Below are 23607 nucleotides of genomic sequence, written 5' to 3' on the forward strand. Positions count from 1 at the left end.
AATAACGCAAATTTTCGGAGATCAGCGAAACCTCTTGCTTAGTGCTCAAGCCCTACTTCAACGCGCTCAATAACATCAGACAATTCTTCGGCGCGTTTGTTCCAGGTATTTCCTTCGGCGGTTTGTAAACGCGATGCCCTTTTATCAGCACTATCGCTTATAATCTCTGCAAGTACGGCCCTCAGAAAATCTTCTTTATCATCGGTTATCTTTACCAGCCCGGCAAAATCGCTTATATCGCCAAAGTTGGTACTTACTACCGGCAGGCCCGCTGCCAGGTACTCGTTTATCTTCATCGGGTAAATACCTTTGGTCAGGTCGTCCTTAACAAAGGGGATTATACCCACGCTGAAGGTTTGCAGATAGGCAGGCAATTCTTCGGGGCGTTTGGCACCTTCTACTTTTACATTGGGGTATTTTTTAAGGATAGCAACACCACGTTCGCTCAATATGCGCCCTACAAATACAAATTCGGCATCGGGCATATTAGTGAACAAATGTTCCAGTATCTCGTAATTACTGCGGTCATCAACCGTGCCCACGTAGCCTATAACTGTTTTTGATTTATCAGGTTCGGCTTTAAAACCTTTCTTAAACAGATCAACCTTTACAGCATTTTTAACAACATAACATTGCTTGGCCTCATCCTTCTTGCTATCATATAATCCCTGAGAGGTAACGATAACGGCATCAGCCATTTTCATAAAAATTGACTCAAGGCGTAATCCGTGCCGGCTAAGCCACGAGTGCGCTCCTTTTATCTCATCATAACAGTGATATATCAGTGTTTTCTCTTTGAATTTATGGCCGGTCATCACGCCCATGCCCGGGTTAAAAGATGTGAAGTTGATCAACTCATCTTCCATGTCCAATTCCTTCAGCGCTTTCCGCACAGTGCGTTTAAGCAGCCAGCCATTATACTTTAATAATTTGCGGTAAAGCGCACCATCGGGCAAAAAACTTACGGGAAAAACCAGTGGCGGGAAAAGTACATGCACCGTGCCACCGCCCTCAACCTTTACCTCGCGGATGCGGCTTTTAAGGCCCATCACTTTCTTAAAATCAATCTTCTCTTTATTGTTAACGCCCAGCACAGCATCCTTATAGGTATAGGCATTCTCAACAAACAGTACCTTATTGCCTGCCGAGAGCACTTTCATTAATTCAACCACAGCCTTAATGTAGTTGCCGCTCCATTCGGTACCGCTGATGCAAAGTATATTCCGGTTGTTTAACATGCCGCTTGTGTTACTGTGTTTACCCTAATACGCGTTTTAGATACTGCAAGATGCGTTTTACAGAGCTTAAAGTGATAAATATCTGTTTTTATTATCAACCTTATTGCCTTAAAATGGTTTATATTTAAGCCGTTAAAACATCGCCCACAAGATAAACAATGTCTGATAAGAAACTTTACGTACACTACGGTTGCGGCCAAACCTCACCGGCCGAGTGGCAAAATTTCGACGTATCACCAACCCTCGTTATACAAAATACTCCGGTTTTAGGTTTCCTGCTTAAGAAAAGCCTGGGCCAGGTGTTTGAAAAAAATGTAAAATACGGTGACATCACCAAAGGCCTGCCGGGCATAAAAGATAACACCGCCGACGGCGTTTACTGCTCGCACGTGTTAGAACACATGTCATTACAGCATTTCAGGATAGCGCTGCGCAACAGCTACAAAATGCTTAAGCCTGGCGGCATTTTCAGGATGATAATGCCCGACCTGGAAGTTTTGATACGTGATTACATTACTGATAAGGACGAGAAACATGACCCGGAAGCATCTATCCGTTTAATACAGCGCATGATGATGGGTACCGAAGTGCGCCCGCGCAATATGAAAGCTGTAGCCAAACACCTGTTCGGTTACCTGGAGCACCTTTGGCTTTGGGATTGGGAATCGACAGAGAAAGAGCTGCGCGATGCAGGCTTTGAGAACATCCGCCGCTGCGAGTTTAACGACTCGGCCGACCCTATGTTTAAATTGGTGGAGAACCCCAAACGCTGGGAACTGGTTGTTAAATTTGAGTGCATTAAATAATTTAAATCGCTAATATTGCCGCACAGGTGGTAGCTGCTACTACCTGTGTTTAATATTTATGGCGATGAAACATTTTGGCCTTATAGGATTCCCGCTCTCGCACTCGTTTTCAAAAAAGTATTTTACCGATAAGTTTAAGGCAGAGGGTATTGACGATTGTACCTACGAGTTATACCCGCTTGAGAATATAGACGACTTGCCTAAGCTGCTGCACAGTAACCCTCACCTTTGCGGGCTAAACGTGACCATCCCCCATAAAATCAACGTTTTAAAACATCTTGACTGGATTGAACATGATGCCAAACGCGTTGGCGCGGTAAACTGTATCAAAGTGATATCGCAAAGCCCTGTATCAACTGCCTTTAGCGGCGAGTTGGCTTTTAACAACGATGATCTTTGGCTGGAAGGCCATAATACCGATATCCACGGTTTTGACGCCTCATTAGGCCCGCTGATAAATGAGAGCCATGATAAGGCCCTTATACTGGGCGATGGTGGTGCAGCCCGGGCGGTTAAATGCGCTTTAGAGAACAGGGACATCGCCTACAAAACTGTTACCCGCAAACCTGTTGAGGGCGGTATTTTGTTTGATGACCTGACGGCTAAAATAGTAGAGGAGCACACCCTCATTATCAACACCACACCGCTGGGTACCTACCCAAACGTTGATGAATGCCCGCCTATACCCTATGAGGGCGTAACCAACAAACATGTTTTATTTGACCTGGTGTACAACCCGCCCGAAACGCTATTTTTGAAAAAAGGTGCAGAGCGTGGTGCAACCATTAAAAACGGTTACGAAATGCTGGTATTACAAGCAGAAAAAGCCTGGGAGATATGGAATTCAAATACGGTAAAGTAAAGTTATTGGTGTTGATGGCGGCAGTTGCAATATTTGCAGCGGCCTGCGGGGGGAGCGATTTTTCGCCGAAGCCACGCGGTTATTTCCGTATCGAGTTTCCTAAAAAAGAATACCAGGATTATTCGCAGGGCTGCCCGTTTACTTTTCAATATCCAAAATACACCAAAATAGAAGCAGATAGGTCGGCGGGGGCAAAGCCTTGCTGGCAAAACATACAATACCCACAGTTTAATGCCACGCTGCATTTGAGCTATCAGCCCATCACCTCAAAAAAAGAATTTAATGAGTTGATTGAGGATGCGCACAAACTCAGCTTTAAGCACACCGTAAAAGCCACATCAATTGATGAGGGCGTTATCCATTACCCCGATCGTAAGGTTTATGGTATCTATTACACTATTGATGGCAACGCGGCATCATCGGCCCAGTTTTTCTTGACAGATAGCACCAAACATTACCTGCGTGGGGCACTATACTTTAACTCCGAACCACGACTGGATTCGATACAACCAGTACTTAATTTTATTAAGAAGGATGTGGATGTGATGATCAAAAGCTTTAAGTGGAGATAGATGAGGTGAAAGGGAAAAGGCGAAAGGTTAAAGGTTTGTATAATGCAAATTTCACACACCATCCGCAGAAAACTTTTGCCTTTTACCTTTCACCCTTTACCTTTCCACTCAATAGCTTACCTTTGCCGCATGGCCAAAGTTCAAGTCTTTGTAAATAATCCTTACCAGGAAAATACCTATATACTTTATGATGAAACGGGCGAATGTGTGATCATTGACCCGGGCATGTACACCCGCCCCGAGCAGGATGCAGTGGTAAACTTTATTAAGGATAATAACCTGAAGCCTGTTTTATTATTAAATACTCATTGCCATGTTGACCATGTATTAGGCAACCGCTTTGTATTTGATCAATACGGGCTGAAGCCACAATTCCACGAGGGTGAATCAGAAACGCTTGCTGCTGTAGTAGCTTACGCTCCTGCCATGGGTTTCAGATATGCTGCTTCGCCGCTGCCGGATACATTTTTGCCTGAGACAGGCAACGTTAAATTTGGCAACACTACTTTGGAGCTGATATTTGCACCGGGCCATTCGCCTGCGCATTTGTGCTTTTATGATAAAGATGCTAATATCCTGATAGGTGGTGATGTACTATTCCGCAGCAGCATTGGCCGTACCGATCTGCCCGGCGGCAACTACAGCACGCTGGTAAAAAATATTGAAGAGAAACTGTTTGCACTGCCCGATGATTGTACCGTTTACCCTGGCCACGGCCCCGAAACAACAATCGGTTTTGAGAAACAACATAATCCGTATTTGTAAGTTATAACAGGCAAACATCCAAACCATTGAATACCTCAATTTATATAGCCAAGCGTTACCTGTTCTCAAAAAAACAGACACATGCTATCAACATTATCTCGGGCATATCCATGCTTGGAGTATTGGTGGGCAGCGCGGCATTGATCATCATCCTATCGGTATTTAACGGACTGGAGAAAGTTATTCTTGGCTTATACAGCAACTTTACGCCCGAACTAAAGATAGAGCCGCGCCTGGGTAAAACGTTTAACCCTGATGAACCATACTTTCAATCGCTTAAGAAAGACCCAAGCATTGTTTCTTTCACCGAAGTATTACAGGAGCGTGCTTTAATGAAATACGCCGACCGCTCGTTCATCGGTACGGTAAAAGGCGTTAGCGACGATTTTTTGAAAGGCCGCCAGTTAGACAGCACCATTCAATTTGGCTCGTTCACTTTGAAAGATAAGGGTGAGGATTTTGCTGTGATAGGCGCCACCGTACAAGGCAGCCTTGGGGTAAGTTTAAAGAACCAGTTTGTGCCTATGCAAATATTCTCGCCAAAGCGCACGGCAGGTAACTCAACCAACCCCATGAACGATTTTGTACTTCGCTCTATCCTGCCATCGGGCGTGTTTGGCATACAGGCCGATTTTGATGATATTGTTATTGTACCACTTGAGTTTACCCGCGACCTGCTTGATGAACCTAACCGGGTATCATCATTAGATATTAACTATAAAAAAGGCACCGACATTGATGAGGTGCAGGAAACTATTATTGAGAAAATAGGCGATAAATACACCGTAAAAAATCGCAAAGAACAAAACACCAGCCTGTACAAAACCATCAATTTCGAGCGTTGGTCAATCTTCATGATCCTCACTTTTGTACTTATTATAGCGTTGTTCAACATAGTAGGATCGTTAACCATGCTGGTGATAGATAAGCGGAAAGATATTGCTATACTCACCAGTCTGGGTGCCGATAAGTCGCTCATACAACGCATTTTCTTTTTTGAGGGGATGATGATATCCCTTGCAGGTTGCGTAGTAGGCCTCGCCATTGGTACGCTGGTTTGTTTAGTGCAGATGCAGTTCGGAATTATAAAAATGGGATCGAGCCTTTCAGTACTGGATGCCTACCCCGTTGCTTTTAAACTGAGCGATTTCGGGCTGGTGTTCTTAACTGTTATTGGCATTGCATTGATAGCCTCGGGTATTAGTGCCAGGCTTAGTGTTAAACAACTGGATGATATAAAGAAAGACCTTTAAGAAGTATAAAGGCAAAAGTTTAAAGTTAAAAGTCTTTGTTTTTATATACCATTCCCCTTTTAATTTGATGGTAGCAGGACCTTTAAATTGTTTAAACTGTTAAAATAAAATCATAGCTTTAGCTATTACCCCTTATATAATCAATTAAAAAACTCAATCGCCCTAAGGGCGTTACAATACTATGGAATCTAAACGTCAGCAAAAATTTGCCGGGGTAATTCAGGAAGACCTGGCCGCAATATTTCAGCGCGAGGGCATGAACTATCTGCCAAACACACTGGTTACCATCACTAAAGTTCGCGTTACGCCAGATCTGGCTATCGCACGCGTATTCCTCAGCTTTTTTAACCATACCAATACACAGCAATCGCTGGCTACGGTAAAATCGCATGCATCAGAGATCCGTTATAAATTGGGTGCCCGCATTAAAGACCAGGTAAGGGTTATCCCTCAACTGGAGTTTTTTGTTGATGACACCAACGAGTACGTTGAGCGCATGGATAAGATATTCGACAAAATAAGCAAAGAAGACCGCCAGCCGGATACCGACGAGAACTAAGCGTATCATGACCGCTACCGAGAAACTGGCAGCATACATAAAGGCACATCCCCATGCTTTTGGCAAAGTAGTGGATGTTGATCTGCTGCGCGATAAGCTTTACCCGCTTGATTTGACCATCTCTAACACCGACTTGACGGCGGAGCTGGTGTCAGACACCGCTGCATTCAGCCAATATGTTGATGAGCGTTTAGCTGCAAATAAATGCCGGTACGCCGTAGGTGGCTACATGGAACATCGTACCATTTATAATCGCAGCGAACTATTTGGCACAGAAGGCGAGCCTCGCCGCCTGCACCTTGGTGTAGATATCTGGGGGCCTGCCGGTACGCCGGTTTACGCACCCATAGCCGGCGTGGTGCACAGCTTTGCGGATAACAACTACTTTGGCGATTACGGGCCCACCATCATCCTTCAACATCAGCTGGAAGGCTTTACGCTGTACAGTTTATACGGGCATTTGAGCCGTACAAGCATTGAAGGATTAGCCGTAGGCGATATCATTAAAAAGGATCAGCAGATAGCTGCGTTGGGCAATATTGATGAAAACGGCAGCTGGCCGCCGCACCTGCATTTTCAGCTAATGCTGCATATCGGCGATGCCAAAGGCGATTACCCAGGCGTAGGTTACTTCAGCCGCAAAGATGAATACGCGCAAAACATTCCCAACCCGGAGCTTGTTTTAAACTTTGCCAATGCCATAAAAGCGTAAGGTTTATGTAACGGGTTTATTATGCATACATACTGATTGCATATTTAACATTAGTGCTTATATTTGCCCTCGCTAAAAAACTTCATTTTTAATAATATAATGAGAGAAATACAATTCAGAGAAGCGCTACGTGAAGCCATGTCGGAAGAAATGCGCAACGATCAGAATATATACCTTATGGGCGAAGAGGTTGCCGAATACAACGGTGCCTACAAAGTAAGCCAGGGTATGCTTGATGAATTTGGTGCAAAACGTGTTATTGACACACCTATCTCTGAGTTAGGTTTTGCAGGTATCGGTATCGGCTCGGCCATGAACGGCTTACGCCCTATCATCGAGTTCATGACATTCAACTTCTCACTGGTTGCTATCGACCAGATCATCAACGGCGCTGCCAAAATGATGTCAATGAGTGGTGGTCAGTTCTCAGTACCAATTGTATTCCGCGGCCCTACCGGTAACGCGGGTATGCTTAGCTCACAGCACAGCCAGTGCTTTGAGAACTGGTATGCAAACTGCCCGGGCTTAAAGGTTGTGGTTCCATCAAATCCTTATGATGCAAAAGGTCTTTTAAAATCAGCTATCCTTGATCCGGATCCGGTTATCTTCATGGAATCTGAATTAATGTACGGTGATAAAGGTGAAGTGCCTGAAGAAACCTACTATATTGAAATTGGCAAAGCAAAAGTTACTAAAGAAGGTACCGATGTTACCTTAGTTGGTTTCGGCAAGATCATGAAAGTGATCCACGCTGCTGCTGCTGAGTTAGAAAAAGAAGGTATCAGTGCTGAGGTTATCGATCTGCGTTCTGTACGCCCTATTGATTACCCAACCGTTATCGAATCGGTTAAGAAAACCAACCGTTTGGTAATTATTGAAGAAAGCTGGCCTTTAGGTTCAATTGCAACCGAGGTTGCCTTTAAAGTACAAAAAGATGCATTTGATTATTTAGATGCACCTATCCTGCGCTTAACCGGTGGCGACGTACCATTGCCGTACGCACCAACCCTTATCCAGGAGTACCTGCCAAACCCTGAGCGCTTAGTTAAAGCCGTTAAAGAGGTGATGTACGTTACTAAGTAATTAGTGGCTCACAGATATATTAAAACGCCCGCTTAACGCGGGCGTTTTTGTTTTAAGGTCTCTTATTGTCATTTCGACAGAGCAGACGGGGTGTAATGTGCCTTGGGGCGACGAGAAATCTTCTGCATAGACAAGCAAGCGTAAGTGCGTGGCGCAGAAGATTTCTCCTCGCTCTCGCTCGTTCGAAATGACATGAGTTACTAAACACTTTCAGCTCTTTTATCCCCCTAAAAACCAATTAAAAAAACACTTTCCTGTTTTAATAAAAATACCTACATTTGCGGGCTAATTGTTGCTCATTGAAATCGCTACGCACATATTCAATACCATTCGCCGGCTTAAAGCTGGGCAAGCATTTATTTGAATACGAGATTAACGACGAGTTTTTCGGCGAGTTTGATTATTCGCTGGTAAAAAAGGCTAACCTGGTATGCAAAGTAGAACTGGACAAGCAGGAAACGATGCTTATCCTTAACTTTGATATTACCGGTACCGTAACCGCCACCTGCGACAGGTGCTTAGCTGAATACGAGCAGCCGGTTAATGTGCACGAGCAACAAATTGCCCGCTTCACCGAAGAGGAAATGGGCGAAGATGATGATATTATTACCCTCGGCAAAAACGATCACGAGATCAATATTGCCGGGCTGGTGTATGAATATGTTAACGTTTCCCTGCCGTTTATTGCAAACTGCAGCAACCAGGGCGACGGAAAACAATGTGACGAGGAAATGCTGAAAAACTTGAATAAGCTTTCAGTAAATGATGAACAGGAACAGAACGCAGACCCGAGATGGGAAGCGCTCAAAAAATTAAAATAATACAAAAAGGTTATGGCACATCCAAAACGCAAAATTTCAAAATCAAGAAGAGATAAACGCAGAACGCACTACAAAGCTGACTTGCCTTCATTAACTACTTGCCAAACTACCGGCGCAGTACACTTGCCGCACAGAGCATACACTGTTGATGGTAACGTTTACTTCAACGGTAAAATCCTTATTGAGAAAGCAGTAGCAGTTTAAGTTTAATTTTCTGAGAATGAAGATTGGCTTAGACATTATGGGCGGTGACTACGCTCCTAAAGCAGCGGTTTTAGGAGCTATCGAAGCTTGTAAAACATTAACAGCCGGGCAGCAGCTTGTGCTTATTGGCGACAAGGAAGCTGCCCTCGCTATTCTCAATGAAAATAACTTTAGTGCCGATAACTTTGAGTTTGTACACACAACTGAGGTTATTGGTATGGGCGAACACCCAACTAAAGCGATTGTACAGAAACCAAACTCGAGCATTGCCGTGGGTTTCCAGATGCTAAAAGAAGGTGCTATTGATGCATTTTCATCGGCAGGGAACACTGGTGCTATGCTGGTTGGCAGTATGTTCAGCGTAAAAAATATCCCGGGCGTTACACGCCCGGCCATGACTACCATAGTACCCAAACTGAAAGGCGGTTTGGGTATTATTTTGGACGTAGGTGCCAATGCCGATTGCAAGCCGGATAACCTGCTGCAATTTGGTGTTTTAGGCAGCCTGCTTGCCGAATCTGTTTACGGTATCCCCAACCCTCGCGTAGCGCTTATGAACATAGGCGAAGAAGAGGAAAAAGGCAACTTACTCAGCCTTGCAACCTATCCCTTAATGAAGGATACCAAGCTGTTTAACTTTGTTGGCAACGTAGAAGGCCGCGACCTGTTTAACGATAATAACGATGTTATTGTGTGCGATGGCTTCACTGGCAACGTTATGCTTAAACTGGCAGAATCTTTCTATGTTATCACACTTAAAAAGAAGTTAAAAGACGAATTTTTAGATCGTTTTAATTATGAACAATACGGTGGCAGCCCTATCTTAGGTGTTAATGCCCCTGTTGTTGTTGGCCACGGCATCTCAAGCCCCGAGGCCATCAAGAACATGGTATTGCTTTCAAAAAACATGATCGAGACCAATCTTGTTGACAAAATAAAACTGGCTTTTCAGTAAAGAAAATATAGAATGAGCAAAATTACTGCTGCTATCACCGCTGTTAATGGTTATGTACCCGAGTACGTTTTAACCAACCACGAGCTGGAAACAATGGTGGAAACTAATGACGAGTGGATAACCACCCGTACCGGCATTAAGGAGCGAAGGATATTAAAAGGCGAAGGCCTTGCTACCTCTGATATGGCCGTTCCGGCTGTTGAGGGTCTCCTTAAAAAACGCGGCATCACTGCCGAAGAGATCGATCTGATCATCTTTTGTACTACTACCCCCGATATGCCTTTCCCGGCAACCGCTAACGTACTTGCACATAAAATAGGCGCAAAAAACGCCTGGGGTTATGATCTGCAGGCAGCGTGTTCAGGTTTCATATTCGGCTTAACTACCGGCGCTCAGTTCATTGAGAGCGGCAAGCATAAAAAAGTATTGGTTGTAGGTGGCGATAAAATGTCATCTATCATTAACTACCAGGACCGCGCAACCTGTATCATTTTTGGTGATGGTTGTGGCTGTGCCCTGCTTGAGCCAAATACCGAAGGCTATGGCATTATTGATTCTGTATTGAAAAGCGATGGCGCCGGTGCCCAGTTGTTATTCCAAAAAGCAGGTGGTTCTTTACACCCTGCAACTCACGAAACTGTTGATGCTAAAGAGCACTACGCATACCAGGAAGGCCAGGCGGTGTTTAAATTTGCCGTAACCAATATGGCCGATGTTGCTGCCGAAGTATTAGAACGCAACAGCCTTACAGGTGATGATATTGCATGGTTAGTACCACACCAGGCCAACAAACGCATTATTGATGCTACCGCTAACCGCATTGGTTTAACATCAGAAAAAGTGATCGTTAACATCGAGCGCTTTGGTAACACTACCAACGGCACCATACCATTGTGTTTATGGGAGTGGGAAAGCAAATTCAAAAAAGGCGATAACCTTATCTTAGCTGCCTTTGGCGGTGGCTTTACCTGGGGTTCTATCTACCTTAAATGGGCTTATTAACGTAACCTCTCAGGTGCAATGGTTTGTGTTAAACAGATCAAAACATCCTGAGATGCTACATGTTAACAATAAATAACCGAAATTCACCTGCACATCTGCATATTTGCACATTGCACATTAATAACTAATTTTATCCAAACCAATTATCGCTACTATGGATATTAAACAAATTCAGGATCTAATACGCTTCGTATCAAAATCAGGCGTTAATGAAGTTTCTATCGAGCAGGAAAATTTTAAAATTACAATAAAAACCAACGAGGCTCCTACTTATGTAAGCGCTACTATCCCTGCGCAAGCAGCTCCGTTGGCAGCAGCACCTGCAGCACAACCTGCAAGCCTGCCGGCAGCAACGCCTGCCGCAGCACCAGCGGCACCTGCAGCAGCTGAAAACGCAAACTACATCACTATCAAATCGCCAATGATCGGTACTTTCTACCGTTCATCATCACCAGATAAGCCAAGCTTTGCAAACGTTGGTGACGATATTAGCGCAGGTAACGTAGTTTGTATTATTGAGGCAATGAAATTGTTCAATGAGATCGAATCTGAAGTATCAGGCCGTATTGTAAAAGTATTGGTTGAGAACGCTTCTCCGGTTGAGTACGACCAGCCGTTATTTTTAGTTGAACCTAAGTAAGTGTGCAAATGTGCAGATATGCAAATGTGCAAATAAAGCGCATTCAATTAATCTGCACACCTGCACATCTGTAATTTGCACATCTGAAAATTATGTTTAAAAAAATATTAATAGCTAACCGTGGTGAAATTGCCTTGCGTATTATACGCACCTGTAAGGAAATGGGCATTAAAACCGTAGCTGTTTACTCCACTGCCGACCGCGACAGCCTTCACGTGCGTTTTGCCGACGAAGCTGTATGTATTGGCCCCCCTGTAAGCCGCGATTCATACTTAAATATCCCTAACATCATATCAGCTGCAGAGCTAACCAACGCCGATGCTATCCATCCGGGTTATGGTTTCCTGTCAGAGAATGCAAAGTTCTCTGCTATCTGTGCTGAGTATGGCATCAAATTCATTGGCGCAACTGCCGATCAGATTAATGCTATGGGCGATAAAGCTTCGGCTAAAGAAACCATGAAAAAGGCTGGTGTACCTACCATCCCTGGTTCAGAAGGTTTGTTATCTGATGTGAAACAAGGTCTTACTATCGCCAAAAAAATTGGCTACCCTGTTATACTTAAAGCTACTGCCGGTGGTGGTGGCCGTGGTATGCGTGTAGTTTGGAAAGACGAAGAATTTGAACCTGCCTGGGACAGCGCACGTGCTGAGTCTGGTGCAGCCTTTGGTAACGATGGCCTTTACATGGAAAAATATGTTGAGGACCCACGCCACATTGAGATACAGGTAGTAGGCGACCAATATGGTAAAGTTTGCCACCTTTCAGAGCGCGATTGCTCTATCCAGCGCCGTCACCAAAAACTGGTTGAAGAGGCACCATCTCCGTTCATGACCGAGAAACTTCGTAAAAAAATGGGCGATGCGGCTATCAAAGGTGCAAAAGCCGTTAAATACGAAGGTGCAGGTACAGTAGAGTTTTTGGTTGATAAGAACCGTAACTTCTACTTTATGGAGATGAACACCCGTATCCAGGTAGAGCACCCGGTTACCGAAGAGGTAATTAACTTTGACCTGATAAAAGAGCAGATAAAAGTTGCTGCAGGTATTCCTATCTCAGGTAAAAACTACGAACCAACAATGTGCGCTATCGAATGCCGCATTAATGCTGAAGATCCGGCAAACGGTTTCCGCCCTTCACCGGGTAAAATAACAAACTTCCACTCACCGGGTGGCCATGGTGTACGTATTGATACCCACGTTTACAGTGGTTACGTTATCCCGCCAAACTACGACTCGATGATAGCCAAGGTTATCTGCGTAGCCCAAACCCGCGAAGAAGCGCTTTCTACCATGGAGCGTGCGTTAAGTGAGTTTGTTATTGAGGGTATTAAAACTACCATTCCGTTCCACTTAAAGTTGCTGAAAGACCCTAACTTCCGTGCGGGTAACTTCACAACCAAGTTTATGGAAACCTTTGAGTTTTAATAACCACAAAAAATCTTTATAGTAATATACAACGTAAATCATATCCCCACCCTAACGTGGGGATTTTATGCAAATGAGCGATAATAAATTAATCAAAGCTATTAAGGAAAAAGGCCAGAACATGGAAGCCGAAATGTCGTTCTTTGACCACCTCGAAGAACTGCGCTGGCACCTGGTACGCTCGGCCATTGCCGTTTGTATATTCATGGGCGTTGCGTTTTACTATTACGATTTTATTTTCGCAACAGTAATTATGGGGCCAAGTAAGCCAAGTTTCTGGACATACCGGATGCTTTGTAAACTGGGCGATGCACTGCACCGGGATGGCTTTTGCGTAAACAAGATCAATATAAAATTGATGAATAATGAAATGGCGGGCCAGTTTACCCTCCAGATCAACTCTGCATTAATGATAGGCCTTGTACTGGGTTTCCCTTACCTGCTTTGGGAGATTTGGCGTTTTGTAAAGCCAGCCCTGCACGAGAAAGAACGCAAAGCAGCAGGTGGCTTCGTTTTTTATGCTACCATCCTGTTTGTTATCGGTATCATGTTCGGGTATTACATTATTACCCCTATGTCGGTTAACTTTTTGGCAAGTTATACGGTAAGTGCCGATATCACCAACTGGTTCTCTATCGATTCTTATATCTCATCGGTAGCCACATTAACACTGGCCAGCGGTGCGGTATTCCAGCTGCCAATATTGGTTTACATATTGTCAAGCTTAGGCATATTAACACCAAAATACATGCGTAACGGCCGCCGTTATGCAATTGTGATCATCTTGATCATTGCGGCAGTTATCACCCCAACGCCGGATATGCTCACCATGACCGTGGTAAGTATCCCGCTGTTTGTACTTTACGAAGTAGGTATAGTGGTAGCAGGGGTTGTTGAAAAACGCAAAAAAGCAAGAGAATTAGCAGGCGAATAAGTCCTGTTGAATATCGAACACTGAATTTTGAATGCCGGATAATGAAGTTAGACTTTGTTATCCGGCTTTTTTGTTTAAGGTTACCACCCATTTCGTCATTGCGAGGTACGAAGCAATCTCTTCAGGACAATTTGACTCCCTGCATGGCAGACTTGCTAAAAGAGATTGCTTCGTACCTCGCAATGACGCGTTTACTTTTCATTCGTTGTTCGATATTATCCCCCTCACACGCTCCCCATTTCCAACAAAATCTTTACCTTCGGCAACATATTTAAACTTTAAATTTGAGCTGATGAAAAACGGGTTAAAGATAGCCATTGGTGCAGACCACGCTGGTTTTGATTACAAGCAAGCCATACTGGGCATGTTTGATAATATTTCTTTTAAAGATTACGGAACCTATTCTTCTGAATCTGCCGACTATCCCGACTTTGCACACTTAGTTGCCACCGCTGTTGAAAGCGGCGAGGCCGATTTTGGCATATTGCTTTGTGGCAGTGCCAATGGTGTAGCCATGACAGCCAATAAACATCAGGGCATCCGTGCAGCACTTTGCTGGAAACAGGATGTTGCCATTCCGGCACGTACCCACAACAATGCCAACGTGCTTTGCCTGCCTGCACGCCACATGAGTTTGGAAGAGGCGAAGAAAACTATCGAGACCTTCCTTACCGAAGAGTTTGAGGGCGGCCGCCACGCAAGGCGCGTAGATAAAATAAGCTGCTAAATATATAACTGACCTATTATTTAAAATAAACAATGAAAAAAGTATCACTATGGGTAGCAGGCGTTGCTATAACGGCATCGGCATGTGCACAAAACCCAACGGCGGTAAAGTATGGTAATTTGATTACCCCTGCCGATGCAAAAAAACACCTGAGCATCCTGGCATCAGACGAGTTTGAGGGCCGCGAAACCGGTAAACCCGGCGCCGAAAAAGCCGCAAACTACATTGCTACCGAATTTAAAAGATTAGGCTTACAAGCCCCTGTTAAAGGATCATATTTCTTAGATGTTCCCTTAACAGAGAACACTGTTGATGTTAGCCCGCTAACCATCAACGGACAGTCTTTCGCTAACTGGAAAGATTTTGTGTTTCAGGGTTCTGCTGATGTTAAAGTAAATGGTACAGAGGTAGTGTTTGTTGGTTTCGGCACACCTGATGAATTAGCAGGGCTTGACCTTGCAGGTAAAGTGGTACTTTGGATAAATGAGGACAAGCCAGAAGCAGGCAAAACTGCTAACACCAGTTACCGCATGAGCGAAGGCCGCCGTGCTATCGTAAAAGCTATCCAGGAGAAAAAACCTGCATTAATATTAGCTGCAAACGAAGGCGTTGCTGCTGCACTTGCTCGTTTTAATGGCGTAAACCCAAGCGGTGGCGGCCAACTATCACTTAAAAAAGCTGAAGACGCAGCTGCTGCAAAAAACACGGCTGCCCCACTATTTATTGTAACTGCACCTGTTGCTGATGCAGCATTAAAAGCAAGCGGAAAAACTTTTGCCGAATTGAAAACTGCTGCTGCAACTGCTAAACAAAGCCAGGTTGTTAAAACTACTGCAGCAGTTACCATCAGCGCTACTAAAAAAGATGTAAAAGCTGTTGATGTATTAGGCTTTTTACCGGGCAGCGACCCAAAACTTAAAGATGAGGTTTTGGTATTCTCGGCACATTATGACCATATTGGTTTAAACACCAAGCCGGGTGCTACCGATAAAGTATACAATGGTGCCGATGATGATGGCTCTGGTACTACAGGTATCCTTGAAATTGCCCGCGCTTTCACTCAGGCTAAAAAAGACGGAAAAGGCCCTCGCCGCAGCGTGCTTTTCCTGGGTAACGTTGGCGAAGAAAAAGGTTTATTAGGTTCTGAGTACTATACAGATCATCCTGTATTCCCGCTGGCTAATACCATTGCCGACTTAAACATCGACATGATTGGCCGTGTGGGTGAGGAGTATGTTGGTAAACCTGATTCTGCAAACTACGTGTATTCTATCGGCTCAAACATGCTGAGCTCAGACCTGCATAAAATTGGCGAAGAGGCTAACAATACCTACACCAAAATGAAACTGGATTACAAATACGATGATCCTAATGATCCTAACCGTTTCTACTACCGTTCTGATCATTATAACTTTGCCCGTTTCAACGTGCCAATTATATTCTACTTCAACGGCGTACACGCCGATTACCATGGCCTTGGTGATGAGGTAAGCAAAATTAACTTCCCGTTATTGGCTAAACGTGCCCAACTGGCATTCTATACTGGCTGGGAACTGGCTAACCGCGATGCACGCCCTGTTGTTGATAAGGCGGATGCACCAAAAGGTACAAGATAATATCAACTTGATTATAAACAACAAAAGCGACCCATTTTGGTCGCTTTTGTTGTTTATGGGGTATATTGTACCTAATATCTTACTTCAAAAGTAGCATCCTTAATTTCTATGGCATCGCCGGCATCTTTGGTGTTATAAAGCGTACCATTCAATTTACCCCCAACAGTTGGCAAGGCACTCACCGAGTTATACTCATATTTATTAATCTCAATAGTAAATGGCGCTTTCTTAGGATCGGCCATATAAAAAACATCATACTTATCGGTATTGCCCTGTTTAACCACTAAAGCATAAGATGATAATGGGTTATAAATATCCTCAGTTCCTGTTAAGCTGAATACCCCCTTTTTAATATCAAATACCCTGAACACCAATCGCTGTGTTTTTGAAACTCCCGACTTATCATCAGCAATAACTACCGATACTTTGTAAGCCTCCTTATCTATTGATGTAAAGCCTGTCCAATCGCCGGCAATAGATTCAACATCGCAGGCCGTACATTGCAAATAGCGCGATGTTGCCTCTGTTTTAATATCAACTGCTTTACCATTAACGGTACCGTTAAAATATTGGGTGTAGCCTTGTTTCTGCGAATTGTCGGTATTTTCTTTTTTACAAGATGATAGGCCGATAAAAGCAGCAAGAAGGATAGTGATTTGGTTTAGTTTCATACAATTAAATATTACGCAATTATAGCCAATTTTCGCTGTTTTTATTTCCCCAAAACGAATAAATTTTCCTTTTGATAAAATACAGTACTAAAATCAATTATCGCCCTACGTAAACGGCAGCCGCCTTTACCATTTTCTTGTTGATGTCTTTTATAGGTTCGTCCTTCTCTCTGTCGGGGTTATTTATATATTTTGATATCACCTCACCGGTACGCGTTTCAATCAGGCTGATATCATAGTCAACGTCTTCGGCTTTAACATTCGGCATGTCAATAATATCAGAACTCTTTTTATTCTCGATGATAGACTCCAGCAGGAACAACCCTGTGTTGATACCCTTGGCCAGATCTTTTGACATGTAGCGCTGTGTGCTGATGCGTATTTTATAAACAAGATCGGCACCCGCCATGCGGCCAACGCTGTCGGCGGGTAAAGCCCAAACGCTGCGTAAATCGGCTACTTTATTTTGCAGGCGGCTATTAACCATTTCCGGATCTAAAAGCATTACATGCTGTTGCCCTTTACCTGGCGAACCGGCATGGCGAAGATAATCCTGGTGAAATTGGTTTTGCAGGTTAAGGCTTAGTGCCTGCTCCTCGGCATAGCGGTTATTGTTCTTGTCCGTTCTCCCGGCAATATGCACCTCAACAGGCAAAATGGCCAGTGTTTTACCTTCCAGTTTATGCTTAGCCAGGTAGGCGTTATTATTATAAACTTGCTTTGAACATGATGTTGCCAATATCACAACCAATAAACTTGCGACTAAATTTTTTACTTTCATGCACCGTAGACTACCATACCTAACACAGCATTACAGTTTAACACATACTTGTTGTATTTTTAACATATCATAAAACTTTTGTAGGGTTTAATTACTTTCGCATACATGGCAAGTACCGCAAACGACTTTTTGGTAGCATCAGAGCAAAAAGCTTTTGAAACAGATCACCGGCGCATTATCAACAATAGTATTGATAAGTACGATGCATCTTTTGAGAAAGGCAAAGCCAGGCTGGCAAACCTTGATCATACCAAGAAGAAAGGCCATACCATTAAATGGCGGGTGATGGAGAACCTGGACAAATTCCTGCCCGAGTTTGAATCCAACTTCCAGAAACGCGGCGGTAAGGTGATATGGGCTAACGATGCCGAAGAAGCACGTAAAGAGATATTGGATATTATCCAAAAAGCCGGCGCAAAAACGGTTATCAAATCAAAATCAATGGCTACCGAGGAGATCCACCTCAATGCAGCCCTTGAACAACACGGCATTGAGGCGTTAGAAAGTGATCTTGGTGAGTACATAGTACAATTGCTTGGCCAGGAACCATACCACATGGTAACACCAGCCATGCACCTATCAAAAGAAGATATCGCCAAACTTTTTAACGAGAAATTTGGTAGCCCGATAGATAGCACACCAGAGCAACTTACCCAAAAAGCCCGCGAGATATTGCGCAGCAAATACTTGCAAGCCGATGTTGGTATTACCGGCGCTAACTTCCTGATCGCCGATACCGGTAGTATTGCTATCAGCGAAAACGAGGGTAATGCACGCTTAACTACCAGCTTTCCTAAGATCCATATCGCTGTTGTTGGTATCGAGAAAATGATACCATCCATAACAGATCTTGATACTTTTTGGCCCATGCTGGCTACCCACGGCACCGGCCAAAACCTTACGGTATACAATACCATTTTAAGTGGCCCGCGCCAAACTAACGAAACCGACGGCCCCGAAGAAATGTACGTGGTATTGCTTGACAATGGCCGCACCAACCTGCTGGCCCAAAAAGAACAGCGCCAGGGTTTGTACTGCATCCGTTGCGGGGCATGTTTAAACGTTTGCCCGGTGTTCCAGAACATTGGCGGCCATACGTACGACTACACTTACGGCGGGCCGATAGGCTCAGTTATAGCACCTCACCTAAAGGGGATGCAGGAGTTTAAGCACCTCAGCTTTGCATCAAGCCTTTGCGGCAAATGCACCGAGGTGTGCCCTGTGAAGATAGATATCCACAAAATGCTATTGCTAAACCGCCGCGATTCAGTAAAAGATGGCCTTGCACCAACTAAAGAAAAGTGGGGCTGGCAACTGTGGACCAAAGGCATGCTTAAACGCAAGTTAACTGACTTTTTTAGCGGTAAAACTAAAAACTGGATGCTGCGCACCTTCTTCAAAAAATCATGGGGGCATTACAAAGAAATGCCAGAGGTGGCACAAAAATCGTTTAGCCAGCAATGGAAAGAAGGGCAGCGCCCCGAATAACAAAACTATCTTATGAGAAAAGTGATAATGAACCTGGCCGTGAGCCTTGATGGGTTTATTGAAGGCCCCAATGGCGAGTACGACTGGTGCTTTGCCGACCAGGATTACGGCATGGAAGCATTCTATTCCAATACCGATACCATGTTTATTGGCCGCAAAAGCTTTGAGATGATCCGTAATGATCTGGATATGTTCCCGGTGCCAAACATCTATGTTTTCTCGGATAGTATCAGCCCGGAAGAAGGCGAAAGGTTTCATGTTATTCGCCGCGATAATTTTGATGCGGCAGTAGATCAGATCCTAAATGCCGAAGGTGGCGATATCTGGCTCTTTGGCGGTGCCGAACTGGTATCTATATTCATGAATAAACGCCTGGTAAGCGAATTGCTGCTGGCCATCCATCCTATCGTTTTAGGCGAAGGTAAGCCGTTGTTTCAGGAGATAAAAAGCCGTGTGCAGTTAAATTTATTAGAAAGTATCCCCTATGACACCGGGCTGCTGCAAGTGCGCTATGAGCTAAAGCCCTGGTTTAACCCGGAGACTTTACCGCTGCTGTAACCACTCTCTACATAGGGCAAGCTAACAAAGCTTACCTGCAAATTCAACTTAGGGCTAAAGTCCACTCGTGCGGGTTTAATATCCCGTCCCACAAAATGGGACGGTAATGAATAAATTATATCATGAATATCATTACCGTTGGCTTCAGCCAACGGATAAACAGATAAACCATCCGGCTTTAGCCGAAATCCACAACAGATCAACTTTAATATTTAGTGCTTATCGCCAAAGCCAAACTCTTTGTAAGTATTCGGCTCATCATCGTGATTACGGAACGAGAAGATGTAGCTGGCCACCCATGATTCATAATCGGCCTCTTTGCCTTTTGATGCCTCAAACTTAGTAGCACGCAACATATAAACGCCTTCGCGGCTAATATTCATATAAACCCTTCCTTGCGGGTCGGTATTCAGTTTTTGGGGATAGATGTTGCCCGATGAGGCTTTGATATATACCCAAACCGGCCCATCATAAGGCTTTCCTTTAAAGGTTACGGTAGCGGTAAGGTCTTCTCCGTAATTAAGTTTGTATGGGTTCTTTTTAAGCACTATCTCAAAATCGTCGCCAACTACTTTGCTATGTTCGTTGCCGCCGCCATCGCCAACGGTTAGCAGAGTTTTAATGTAACGATTGCATTTTTCGGTAAAATTTAGTGCATTACTGTTCTTTAGTTTATCAGCAATGTCGTCATAACCCTGCTCTGTTAAAAACGCCAGGAAATCCTCCCGGGGAATCTCGTTCAGCTCATTATTATTTAACGATACCAGCACCGGGCCATCATTACTTACATTGTATTTTAATAATGGCTGTGCATTATCTTTAACTACCTTGGTAAGGTCGGTAACTTTTTTACCTTCGTAGATATTGAACTTGGTAGTTTGTTTAGCGGTATAATGCAGTTCACTTTCACCGGCAAGGTTCTCGCCAAGCAGCAGGTGCAGGCTTAAAGTATCGCCTTTTTTCAGGAAAAAATGCTCGGCCAACAGGAAATGATCTGGCACAAAACTTACCAGGGCAATAAAAGCGAAAAATAATATAAACCTAACGTACAATTGCTTCATAGCGAAAAAGTGGATTGTTCAAACATACAAAGTTTTAAAAACTTCTTAGCTTTACGTGATGATTTTTGACCGGAAAAATATAGATAATGACGGACTAATAACGTTTTATAAGAAACTGTTATTGCCCCGCCTGGTTGAAGAAAAAATGCTCATCCTGCTGCGCCAGGGCCGCATTGGCAAATGGTTCTCGGGCATTGGCCAGGAAGCTATTTCTGTTGGCGCAACTTTAGCGCTCAATAACGATGAATACATCCTGCCTATGCATCGCAACCTGGGTGTATTTACATCGCGTAATATCCCTATCTCGCGCTTAATGGCGCAGTGGCAGGGCAAGGCATCGGGCTTTACCAAGGGCCGCGACCGCTCATTCCATTTCGGCACGCAGGAGTATAAGATCATCGGCATGATATCGCATCTTGGCCCGCAAATGGCCCTGGCTGATGGTATTGCCTTAGCAGACAAATTAAAACAAGATAAGAGAGTTACCCTGGTATTCACCGGCGAAGGTGCCACCAGCGAAGGCGATTTCCACGAGGCGCTAAACATTGCCGCCGTTTGGGATCTGCCGGTTATTTTCCTGATAGAAAATAATGGCTATGGCCTATCTACTCCAACCAGCGAGCAATACCGCTGCGCTAACCTGGTTGATAAAGCCATCGGCTACGGTATTGAGGGCCGCAAAATAGACGGTAACAATGTATTGGAAGTTTACCATACTATTGATACGCTGGCGAAAGAAATGCGCGAAAAACCGCGCCCTGTGCTGATAGAATGCATGACCTTCCGCATGCGTGGGCACGAGGAAGCATCGGGCACTAAATATGTACCACCACATTTATTTGAGGAATGGAAACAGAAAGACCCGCTGGAGAATTTTGAAAAGTACCTGCTGGACGAAGGTGTGCTTCGCCCGGAGTGGGTGCCGTATTTACGAAATGAGTTTACCACGCTGATAGATGCCGAAATAGAAAAGGTTTTCAGCGAGCCGGATATTATACCGCATGTACAAACCGAAGAACAGGCCATGTACCGCCTGTTTAATGCGCCGCGGCATTTACCGTCTGAGAGCACTTCTGATAAACGCTATATCGATGCCATATCAGATGCTTTGCGGTTGAGCATGCATAACCACCCAAACATGGTGATCATGGGGCAGGATATTGCCGAGTACGGCGGTGCCTTTAAAATTACCCAGGGCTTTGTTGAAGAGTTTGGGAAAGACAGGGTACGCAACACGCCTATTTGCGAATCGGGCATTGTGGGTGCGGCTATGGGTTTGGCCATCAATGGCTATAAATCTGTAGTAGAAATGCAGTTTGCCGATTTTGTGAGCGCCGGCTTTAACCAGATAGTGAACAACCTGGCCAAAACTTATTACCGCTGGGGCCAAACGGTTGATACGGTGATACGCATGCCTACGGGTGCGGGTACCGGTGCAGGGCCGTTCCACTCGCAAAGTAACGAAGCATGGTTCACCAAAACACCGGGACTAAAAGTGGTTTACCCCGCCTTCCCGGATGATGCCAAAGGTTTGTTAATGGCTGCCATTAATGACCCTAACCCGGTGATGTTTTTTGAGCACAAAGCCCTTTACCGCAGCATAAGCGGTAGCGTGCCAGATGATGATTACTTTGTAGAGATAGGCAAAGCCCGCGTTATCCGCGAGGGCACCAAGGCCAGTATCATCACCTATGGGCTGGGCGTACACTGGGCTATTGAATATGCCGATAACCACCCCGACCAATCTATAGAGATCATTGACCTGCGCAGCCTGCAACCATGGGATAAAGCCGCAGTTGAAAAAACCGTTAAGAAAACCTCTAAGGTTTTGGTATTACACGAGGATACCCTTACCAGCGGTTTTGGTGGCGAGATTGCAGCCTGGATAGGCGAACATTGCTTTAAATACCTGGATGGCCCGGTAATGCGCTGCGCCAGCCTGGATACTGCCGTACCCATGAACAAAGCCTTGGAAGACCAGTTTTTGGCCAAAGCCCGTTTAGAGGAAATGATGGAAACTTTGATCAAATTTTAAGTATATTTAAAAATGGTGACACTTGAGGATATATACAAGAACGATCCTTTGCAAAAAGTGATAGATGAAGGTGCCGGATGGGGTGCAGAGCAAATGTTGAAAGCCGGCGTTCCTATCTTTTATCGTGATGAGCAATATCCCGAAACTATGTCAGGCGAGCTTTTCGTTAAAGAGTACTCAAGCGGCGCAAAATTCATAGTCCGTAAACACCTTACCGAAGACCTCAGATTGCTCGAAGAAATAATCCGTCCTCTTAACGCCTTGTAATGCCTGAAATAGTAGTAATTGGCGGGCCTAACGGGTCGGGTAAAACAACTCTTACTACTCACCTTGTTCAAAGAGGCCGTGTAAAAACTGATGTTATCAATCCGGATAGTATTGCGCTAAATGTTTTTGGCAGTTATGACCATCATCTGAAAGCTGCAAGGGTCGCTTTATCTGATCGAGCCTCAGCTATTGATCAACTCAACGACCTTGCTTTTGAAACCACATTTTCGGGCAGTAGCGAGATCAGGGATGTGAAAACCGCAAAAGCGAAAGGATACAAAGCAACCCTTTATTTTATAGCCCTGCAATCTGTCCTGGATAATATAATCAGGGTAGAAGAGCGCAAAACTAACCTCGGCCACAACGTAAATCTTGAGGATGTAGTAAGACGTTATCATAAAAGCCGGATCAACCTGAAAGCACACCTTTCGCTTTTTGACAAAGCTTATCTTTTTGACAATTCCGCATCGGTTCGTTCGCGTGTCGCAATTTTTGAAAATGGGCGATTGATATGGTCAAATCCTAAACATAAGAACCATCCGTTTTATACTGATATCTTAAATTCATAAA

General features: G+C 44.3%; 26 protein-coding genes. 22 read left to right on the forward strand and 4 right to left on the reverse strand.

What is annotated here, in order from left to right; translation table 11 throughout:
• Nucleotides 1-38: 38 nt before the first annotated feature.
• Complete coding sequence (locus D0C36_RS12140; protein ID WP_117391896.1) at nt 39-1238, reverse strand: glycosyltransferase; 1200 nt, start codon at nt 1236-1238, stop codon at nt 39-41.
• A 158-nt stretch (nt 1239-1396) separates the two neighbouring features.
• Here D0C36_RS12140 and D0C36_RS12145 point away from each other — a divergent pair, with 158 nt between their 5' ends.
• From D0C36_RS12145 to D0C36_RS12225, 17 genes are all read left to right on the forward strand, one after another.
• Nucleotides 1397-2044, forward strand: coding sequence for a class I SAM-dependent methyltransferase (locus D0C36_RS12145; RefSeq protein ID WP_117391897.1), 648 nt, complete (start codon nt 1397-1399; stop codon nt 2042-2044).
• Between the two features lie 58 nt (nt 2045-2102).
• Nucleotides 2103-2906, forward strand: a complete 804-nt coding sequence (locus D0C36_RS12150) for a shikimate dehydrogenase family protein (protein WP_317126771.1) — start codon at nt 2103-2105, stop codon at nt 2904-2906.
• 14 nt (nt 2907-2920) lie between these two features.
• Nucleotides 2921-3478, forward strand: coding sequence for a gliding motility lipoprotein GldD (gene gldD / locus D0C36_RS12155; protein WP_449406634.1), 558 nt, complete (start codon nt 2921-2923; stop codon nt 3476-3478).
• 129 nt (nt 3479-3607) lie between these two features.
• The gene (locus tag D0C36_RS12160) at nt 3608-4243 is read left to right on the forward strand and encodes an MBL fold metallo-hydrolase (protein ID WP_117392741.1); all 636 of its coding nucleotides are present in this window, start codon (nt 3608-3610) and stop codon (nt 4241-4243) included.
• Nucleotides 4244-4353: 110 nt separating this feature from the next.
• Nucleotides 4354-5496: an ABC transporter permease gene (locus D0C36_RS12165; RefSeq protein ID WP_394339843.1), complete on the forward strand. Its 1143-nt coding sequence runs from the start codon at nt 4354-4356 to the stop codon at nt 5494-5496.
• A 181-nt stretch (nt 5497-5677) separates the two neighbouring features.
• On the forward strand, nt 5678-6055 hold the full coding sequence (rbfA, locus tag D0C36_RS12170; protein WP_117391900.1) for a 30S ribosome-binding factor RbfA: 378 nt from the start codon (nt 5678-5680) through the stop codon (nt 6053-6055).
• Between the two features lie 7 nt (nt 6056-6062).
• Nucleotides 6063-6767 carry a peptidoglycan DD-metalloendopeptidase family protein gene (locus tag D0C36_RS12175; RefSeq protein WP_117391901.1) on the forward strand — a complete coding sequence of 235 codons (705 nt, stop codon included), beginning with the start codon at nt 6063-6065 and terminating at the stop codon, nt 6765-6767.
• Nucleotides 6768-6866: 99 nt separating this feature from the next.
• On the forward strand, nt 6867-7850 hold the full coding sequence (locus D0C36_RS12180) for a pyruvate dehydrogenase complex E1 component subunit beta (RefSeq protein WP_117391902.1): 984 nt from the start codon (nt 6867-6869) through the stop codon (nt 7848-7850).
• 299 nt (nt 7851-8149) lie between these two features.
• Nucleotides 8150-8671 (forward strand): YceD family protein, encoded by a 522-nt coding sequence (locus tag D0C36_RS12185; protein WP_117391903.1) that lies wholly within the window; start codon nt 8150-8152, stop codon nt 8669-8671.
• Nucleotides 8672-8683: 12 nt separating this feature from the next.
• A complete protein-coding gene (rpmF, locus tag D0C36_RS12190; protein WP_117391904.1) occupies nt 8684-8875 on the forward strand; it encodes a 50S ribosomal protein L32 in 192 nt (63 codons plus the stop codon).
• Nucleotides 8876-8891: 16 nt separating this feature from the next.
• Entirely contained in the window at nt 8892-9830 is a 939-nt protein-coding gene (gene plsX / locus D0C36_RS12195) for a phosphate acyltransferase PlsX (protein ID WP_117391905.1), read from the forward strand.
• 12 nt (nt 9831-9842) lie between these two features.
• Nucleotides 9843-10832 carry a beta-ketoacyl-ACP synthase III gene (locus D0C36_RS12200; protein ID WP_117391906.1) on the forward strand — a complete coding sequence of 330 codons (990 nt, stop codon included), beginning with the start codon at nt 9843-9845 and terminating at the stop codon, nt 10830-10832.
• 154 nt (nt 10833-10986) lie between these two features.
• Entirely contained in the window at nt 10987-11472 is a 486-nt protein-coding gene (gene accB, locus D0C36_RS12205; protein ID WP_117391907.1) for an acetyl-CoA carboxylase biotin carboxyl carrier protein, read from the forward strand.
• A 92-nt stretch (nt 11473-11564) separates the two neighbouring features.
• Nucleotides 11565-12899, forward strand: a complete 1335-nt coding sequence (gene accC / locus D0C36_RS12210) for an acetyl-CoA carboxylase biotin carboxylase subunit (RefSeq protein ID WP_117391908.1) — start codon at nt 11565-11567, stop codon at nt 12897-12899.
• Nucleotides 12900-12972: 73 nt separating this feature from the next.
• Nucleotides 12973-13833, forward strand: coding sequence for a twin-arginine translocase subunit TatC (gene tatC, locus D0C36_RS12215; RefSeq protein ID WP_117391909.1), 861 nt, complete (start codon nt 12973-12975; stop codon nt 13831-13833).
• A gap of 292 nt (nt 13834-14125) precedes the next feature.
• Complete coding sequence (gene rpiB / locus D0C36_RS12220; RefSeq protein ID WP_117391910.1) at nt 14126-14560, forward strand: ribose 5-phosphate isomerase B; 435 nt, start codon at nt 14126-14128, stop codon at nt 14558-14560.
• 32 nt (nt 14561-14592) lie between these two features.
• Nucleotides 14593-16176: a M28 family peptidase gene (locus tag D0C36_RS12225; protein WP_117391911.1), complete on the forward strand. Its 1584-nt coding sequence runs from the start codon at nt 14593-14595 to the stop codon at nt 16174-16176.
• Between the two features lie 71 nt (nt 16177-16247).
• On the opposite strand, the gene D0C36_RS12230 is transcribed toward D0C36_RS12225, so the two are convergent.
• Nucleotides 16248-16847 carry a DUF5025 domain-containing protein gene (locus D0C36_RS12230; RefSeq protein ID WP_117391912.1) on the reverse strand — a complete coding sequence of 200 codons (600 nt, stop codon included), beginning with the start codon at nt 16845-16847 and terminating at the stop codon, nt 16248-16250.
• 97 nt (nt 16848-16944) lie between these two features.
• Complete coding sequence (locus D0C36_RS12235; RefSeq protein ID WP_117391913.1) at nt 16945-17628, reverse strand: hypothetical protein; 684 nt, start codon at nt 17626-17628, stop codon at nt 16945-16947.
• A gap of 105 nt (nt 17629-17733) precedes the next feature.
• On the opposite strand from D0C36_RS12235, the gene D0C36_RS12240 reads away from it, so the two are divergent.
• Nucleotides 17734-19116 (forward strand): LutB/LldF family L-lactate oxidation iron-sulfur protein, encoded by a 1383-nt coding sequence (locus D0C36_RS12240; RefSeq protein ID WP_117391914.1) that lies wholly within the window; start codon nt 17734-17736, stop codon nt 19114-19116.
• A 12-nt stretch (nt 19117-19128) separates the two neighbouring features.
• Nucleotides 19129-19674, forward strand: coding sequence for a dihydrofolate reductase family protein (locus D0C36_RS12245; RefSeq protein ID WP_117391915.1), 546 nt, complete (start codon nt 19129-19131; stop codon nt 19672-19674).
• Nucleotides 19675-19886: 212 nt separating this feature from the next.
• On the opposite strand, the gene D0C36_RS12250 is transcribed toward D0C36_RS12245, so the two are convergent.
• The gene (locus D0C36_RS12250; RefSeq protein WP_117391916.1) at nt 19887-20735 is read right to left on the reverse strand and encodes a DUF4198 domain-containing protein; all 849 of its coding nucleotides are present in this window, start codon (nt 20733-20735) and stop codon (nt 19887-19889) included.
• Between the two features lie 58 nt (nt 20736-20793).
• On the opposite strand from D0C36_RS12250, the gene D0C36_RS12255 reads away from it, so the two are divergent.
• Genes D0C36_RS12255 through D0C36_RS12265 form a run of 3 tightly spaced genes read left to right on the forward strand, consistent with a single transcriptional unit; the run spans nt 20794 to nt 23606 of the window.
• Nucleotides 20794-22770: an alpha-ketoacid dehydrogenase subunit alpha/beta gene (locus tag D0C36_RS12255; protein ID WP_117391917.1), complete on the forward strand. Its 1977-nt coding sequence runs from the start codon at nt 20794-20796 to the stop codon at nt 22768-22770.
• Nucleotides 22771-22782: 12 nt separating this feature from the next.
• Entirely contained in the window at nt 22783-23037 is a 255-nt protein-coding gene (locus D0C36_RS12260; protein WP_117391918.1) for a hypothetical protein, read from the forward strand.
• Nucleotides 23037-23606 (forward strand): zeta toxin family protein, encoded by a 570-nt coding sequence (locus D0C36_RS12265; RefSeq protein ID WP_117391919.1) that lies wholly within the window; start codon nt 23037-23039, stop codon nt 23604-23606. The genes D0C36_RS12260 and D0C36_RS12265 overlap by 1 nt, the downstream gene beginning before the upstream one ends.
• The last annotated feature ends 1 nt before the right edge of the window (nt 23607 follow it).

Origin of the sequence: Mucilaginibacter conchicola, assembly GCF_003432115.1 — a bacterium.
Lineage (GTDB): Bacteria > Bacteroidota > Bacteroidia > Sphingobacteriales > Sphingobacteriaceae > Mucilaginibacter > Mucilaginibacter conchicola.